Source organism: Brevundimonas sp., from assembly GCF_036402095.1.
Lineage (GTDB): Bacteria > Pseudomonadota > Alphaproteobacteria > Caulobacterales > Caulobacteraceae > Brevundimonas.
Genome location: NZ_DASWTO010000047.1, coordinates 1 through 4712 on the forward strand (window position 1 = coordinate 1; position 4712 = coordinate 4712).

5 protein-coding genes are annotated in these 4712 nt (G+C 67.2%); all 5 read right to left on the minus strand.

The features are described 5' to 3' along the window. Nucleotides 1-103: 103 nt before the first annotated feature. Nucleotides 104-1012, minus strand: a complete 909-nt coding sequence (locus tag VGD32_RS03670; protein ID WP_331030546.1) for a cytochrome c oxidase subunit 3 — start codon at nt 1010-1012, stop codon at nt 104-106. 52 nt (nt 1013-1064) lie between these two features. After that, nucleotides 1065-1628, minus strand: a complete 564-nt coding sequence (locus VGD32_RS03675; RefSeq protein WP_331030547.1) for a cytochrome c oxidase assembly protein — start codon at nt 1626-1628, stop codon at nt 1065-1067. Nucleotides 1629-1638: 10 nt separating this feature from the next. Continuing rightward, nucleotides 1639-1812 carry a hypothetical protein gene (locus VGD32_RS03680; RefSeq protein ID WP_331030548.1) on the minus strand — a complete coding sequence of 58 codons (174 nt, stop codon included), beginning with the start codon at nt 1810-1812 and terminating at the stop codon, nt 1639-1641. Between the two features lie 5 nt (nt 1813-1817). Further along, a complete protein-coding gene (cyoE, locus tag VGD32_RS03685) occupies nt 1818-2783 on the minus strand; it encodes a heme o synthase (protein ID WP_331030549.1) in 966 nt (321 codons plus the stop codon). Between the two features lie 76 nt (nt 2784-2859). Continuing rightward, nucleotides 2860-4524, minus strand: a complete 1665-nt coding sequence (gene ctaD, locus VGD32_RS03690) for a cytochrome c oxidase subunit I (protein WP_331030550.1) — start codon at nt 4522-4524, stop codon at nt 2860-2862. Nucleotides 4525-4712: the final 188 nt, after the last annotated feature.

Here is a 4712-nt window from a genome sequence, read left to right on the forward strand (position 1 = left end):
GCGAACAGCGGGCCCTCGCCGCAGTTCGGGCCGCGGCACCGCAGCCCGGCGCGGAGCGGGTCGAGCCGCGCCGGCTGAATGTCAGAGCCTGGAAGGCCTTCCGTCACCCGAAGGTGACGTAGACGAAGGCGAACAGGAACAGCCAGACCACGTCGACGAAATGCCAGTACCAGGCGGCGGCCTCAAAGCCGAAATGCTTCTCCGGCGTCATCTGGCCGGCAAGGATGCGCAGCAGGCAGACGGTCAGGAAGATGGTCCCGATCAGCACGTGGAAGCCGTGGAAGCCGGTCGCCATGAAGAAGATGGAACCGTACAGGCCCGAGCTGGCGGCCTCTTCGTTGAAGAACAGGTTCTCGTGGATGATGTGGTTGTATTCGTAGGCCTGGATCGCCGTGAACAGGACGCCGAGGGCGATGGTGATGGCGAGGCCGATCTTGGTGGCCTTGCGGTCGCCGACCTGCAGCGCGTGGTGCGCCCAGGTCACCGTAGTGCCGGACAGCAGCAGGATGATGGTGTTCAGCAGCGGCAGCTGCCAGGCGTCCAGCGCCTCGACGCCGCGCGGCGGCCAGGTCGACCAGGCGGCGGCCGTTTCGGCCCAGTTGCCGATCTCGGGCACGTGGGCGCGGGCCTCGTTGAACACCGCCATCTCGAAGAACATCCAGAAGAAGGCGGCGAAGAACATCACCTCCGAGGCGATGAACAGGATCATGCCGTAACGCAGGCCGATCGAGACGACCGGGGTGTGGTCGCCCTGGCGGCTTTCCTTGATCACGTCCGCCCACCAGCCGAACATGGACACCAGCACGCCCGCCAGACCCGCGAAGAACAGCGCCGGCTTGCCCTCGGCCAGCAGGGCCGAGGCCAGCGGACCGGAGTCGGCGGGAACGAGACCCTTCATCCACACCACGGCGCCGATCATCATGATGACGGTGGCGATCGATGACACCAGCGGCCACGGGCTGGGATTCACCAGGTGGTAGTCGTGATGCGGAACTGCGTGGGCGTCGGCCATCTGGGTCTCTTGCAACGGTCGAGAGTCGTGTTGGGGCAGGCTATAGCGTCCGCTATGCGGCCGCGCCAGTGGTTGCGGCGGGGTTTGCGGCCGGTTCGGCGCCCTTGGTGGGGTAGAAGGTATAGCTGAGGGTGATCTCGCGCACGCCGCGGCTCTCGCGGTCGGTGGCGATTTCGGGCGCGACGAAATACTGCACGGGGAATTTCATCGTCTGGCCCGGGGCGATGACCTGCCCCTCGAAGCAGAAGCACTGCAGCTTCTGGAAGTACGGCCCGGCGCGTTCCGGCACGACATTATAGGACGCCGTCGCGTGGATCGGCCGGTTAGAGGTGTTGGTCACGTCGAAGAAGGCGATGCCGGTCTCGCCGATGCGCACCCGCTGGCTGACCTGTTCGGCGCGGAAGGTCATCGGCAGGCCGCGGACGTTGGTGTCGAACCGGATCAGCACCGTCTCGTCCAGAACCGTGTCGGGGGCCTTGTCGGCCTTCATCACCGTGCCGTCGAAACCGGTCACCGCGCAGAACATGCGGTACAGCGGCACGGCGGCGAAGGCCGCGCCGGTCATGCCCATGACGGCGAAGACGCAGGCGATGGCGATCAGGTTCTTGCGGTTCATGGCCCCGGCCTCACCCGCCCCGCCCGGCCGACTGGCTCGTGACCAGGCCGGCGGTCTGGTCCCGGTTGGCCGAGAGCTTGAGGATGGTCGTGGTGAAGACCAGGACGATGAACACCACGAGCGCGCCGGCGAGGGCCCGGTTGCGCCGGGTGCGGGCGGCGAGCTCTTCGGGGGTCAGGCGCATGGCGGTCACAGCCTCATCATCGGGGTCATGCTCTCGACCAGCAGGGCCGCAAACAGGGCCATCAGGTACAGGATCGAGAACGCGAACAGGTTCCGGGCCGGTTTGGCCTCGGCGCGGACATCATACAATGCGGCCTCTCGCCCCACGGCCTCGGCCTTGTCGGGCTGGTCGCCGGCCCGCGAGCGCCACAGGCGCAAGGCGAGGAACAGGAAGCCGGCGCCGCCCGCGATCGACACCGCGAGATAGACGGCCCCGCCCAGCCCCGTCAGTCCGGGCGCGACGGCCACGGGCACGAACACCAGGCTGTAGAGCAGGATCTGCAGGCGCGTGGACTTCGCCCCGCGCGCCACCGGCATCATCGGTATGCCCGCCTTGGCGTAGTCGCCGGCCGAATACAGCGCCAGCGCCCAGCTGTGCGGGGGTGTCCACAGGAAGATGATCAGGAACAGCAGCCACGCCTGCCACGGCGCGGCGCCGGTCGCCGCGGCCCAGCCGATCACCGGAGGAAAGGCCCCCGCCGCGCCGCCGATGACGATGTTCTGGGGCGTGCGGCGCTTCAGCAGCAGGGTGTAGAAGCCGGCGTAGTAGACGATGGTCAGCGCCAGCAGGCCGCCGGCCAGCCAGTTGGTCGCCATGCCCAGCAGCATGACCGAGAACAGCGACAGCACGACCCCGAAGGCCATGGCGTCGTTGCGCGCCACGCGGCCCGCCGCCACCGGACGGCCGCGCGTACGCCGCATCAGGGCGTCGGTCTCGCCCTCCAGCGCCATGTTCAACGCCCCCGCCGCCCCGGCCCCGACGGCGATGCACAGGATGGCGATCGCCGCCGTCATCCAGCCTACGGCTCCGTCGGCCACGACCAGGCCGGTCACGGCGGTAAAGATCACCAGCGACATCACGCGCGGCTTCAGCAGCTGGAAGAAGTCTTCCGGCTGGGCCGTAGAGATGGTGGCGGCGGCGGATCGGGTCATGGTGCCTCTAACGCTTGAGGGCCGCCCCCTGCGAAAAGGAGCGGCCCCCGATGCCTTGGTCCGGCTGGACCGGTCCCTAGTGCTCGTCGTTCTTGACCACCGGCAGTTCGTTGAACTGGTGGTGGGGCGGCGGCGAGGACAGGGTCCATTCCAGGGTCGTGGCGCCTTCGCCCCACGGATTGTCGACCGCGGGACGACGGCGGATGGCGGCCTCGATCAGCATGATCAGGAACACGCCGACGCCGACGATGGTGATGACGTAGCCGATCGAGGAGATCTCGTTCCACATCGAGAACCCGTCGGCGTAGTCGACGTAGCGGCGCGGCATACCCTGCAGGCCGAGGAAGTGCTGCGGGAAGAACACCAGGTTCACGCCGATGAACATGATCCAGAAGTGCGCGGTCCCGAGGAACTCGTTGTACTTCACGCCGAACATCTTCTCGAACCAGTAGTAGAAGCCGGCGAAGATCGCGAAGACGGCGCCCAGCGACAGGACGTAGTGGAAGTGCGCCACGACGTAGTAGGTGTCGTGCAGCGGGTAGTCGATGCCGGCGTTGGCCAGCACCACCCCGGTGACGCCGCCGACGGTGAACAGGAAGATGAAGCCGATCGCCCACAGCATGGGTGTCTTGAAGCTGATGGAACCGCCCCACATGGTGGCGATCCAGCTGAAGATCTTCACCCCGGTCGGCACCGCGATGATCATGGTGGCGGCGATGAAGTAGGCCCGCAGGTTCACGCTCATGCCGACCGTGAACATGTGGTGGGCCCAGACGATGAAGCCGACGAAGCCGATGGCGACCATGGCGTAGGCCATGGCGAGGTAGCCGAAGATCGGCTTCTTCGAGAAGGTCGAGACGAGGTGGCTGATCATGCCGAAGCCCGGCAGGATCAGGATGTAGACCTCGGGGTGGCCGAAGAACCAGAACAGGTGCTGGTACATCACCGGATCACCGCCGCCGGCGGGGTCGAAGAAGCTGGTGCCGAAGTTGCGGTCGGCCAGCAGCATGGTGATGGCGCCGGCCAGGACGGGCAGCGACAGCAGCAGCAGGAAGGCGGTGACCAGCACCGACCAGGCGAACAGCGGCATCCGGTGCAGGGTCATGCCCGGCGCGCGCATGTTGAAGATGGTGGTGATGAAGTTGATGGCGCCGAGGATCGAGCTGGCGCCCGCCACGTGCAGTGCGAAGATCGCCAGGTCCATGGCCGGGCCGGGGTGACCCATGGTCGACAGCGGCGGATAGGCCGTCCAGCCGCCGCCGAAGCCCTTGCCCGGACCGCCGTCGACGAACATCGAGGTGATCAGCAGGATCCACGAGGCGACCAGCAGCCAGAACGACACGTTGTTCATGCGCGGGAAGGCCATGTCCGGCGCCCCGATCATGATCGGCACGAACCAGTTGCCGAAGCCGCCGATCATCGCCGGCATGACCATGAAGAAGATCATGATCAGGGCGTGGCCGGTGACGACGACGTTGTAGCCGTGCTTGGACTGTTCCACGAGGCCGAGCAGCCAGACGCCCGAGCCTTCCTGGAAGATCTGGATGCCCGGCTGGGCCAGTTCCCAGCGAATCAGGCCCGACAGGGCGCCGCCCACGATGCCCGCCATGATGGCGAACAGCAGGTACAGGGTGCCGATGTCCTTGTGGTTGGTCGACAGGAACCAGCGGGTGAAGAAACCCGGCTTGTGGTCATGATGCCCGTCGTGGTCGTGGGCGAGGTTCGCGGCTGCGGTGGCCATGGTCTTTGGGGCTCTCGCGTATCGTTACTGGGCGGCCGGAGCGGCGGCGGGAACAGGAAGGTCGGCGGTGGCGCCGACCGGAGCGGCGGCGGCGGGCTCCATCGCCTCCGAGGAGACGGTGCGCGCGGCGACCGCACCGGTGGTTCCGGCCGCGACCTGGGCGGCGGTGCCGCCAGGGGCCTGTTCCG

What these genes read in the sequence shown, in the direction of transcription:
- VGD32_RS03675 (WP_331030547.1), bottom strand. Translation starts at nt 1,628, where the DNA reads ATGAACCGCAAGAACCTGATCGCCATCGCCTGCGTCTTCGCCGTCATG.
- VGD32_RS03680 (WP_331030548.1), bottom strand. Translation starts at nt 1,812, where the DNA reads ATGCGCCTGACCCCCGAAGAGCTCGCCGCCCGCACCCGGCGCAACCGG.
- cyoE (WP_331030549.1), bottom strand. Translation starts at nt 2,783, where the DNA reads ATGACCCGATCCGCCGCCGCCACCATCTCTACGGCCCAGCCGGAAGAC.
- VGD32_RS03670 (WP_331030546.1), bottom strand. Translation starts at nt 1,012, where the DNA reads ATGGCCGACGCCCACGCAGTTCCGCATCACGACTACCACCTGGTGAAT.
- ctaD (WP_331030550.1), bottom strand. Translation starts at nt 4,524, where the DNA reads ATGGCCACCGCAGCCGCGAACCTCGCCCACGACCACGACGGGCATCAT.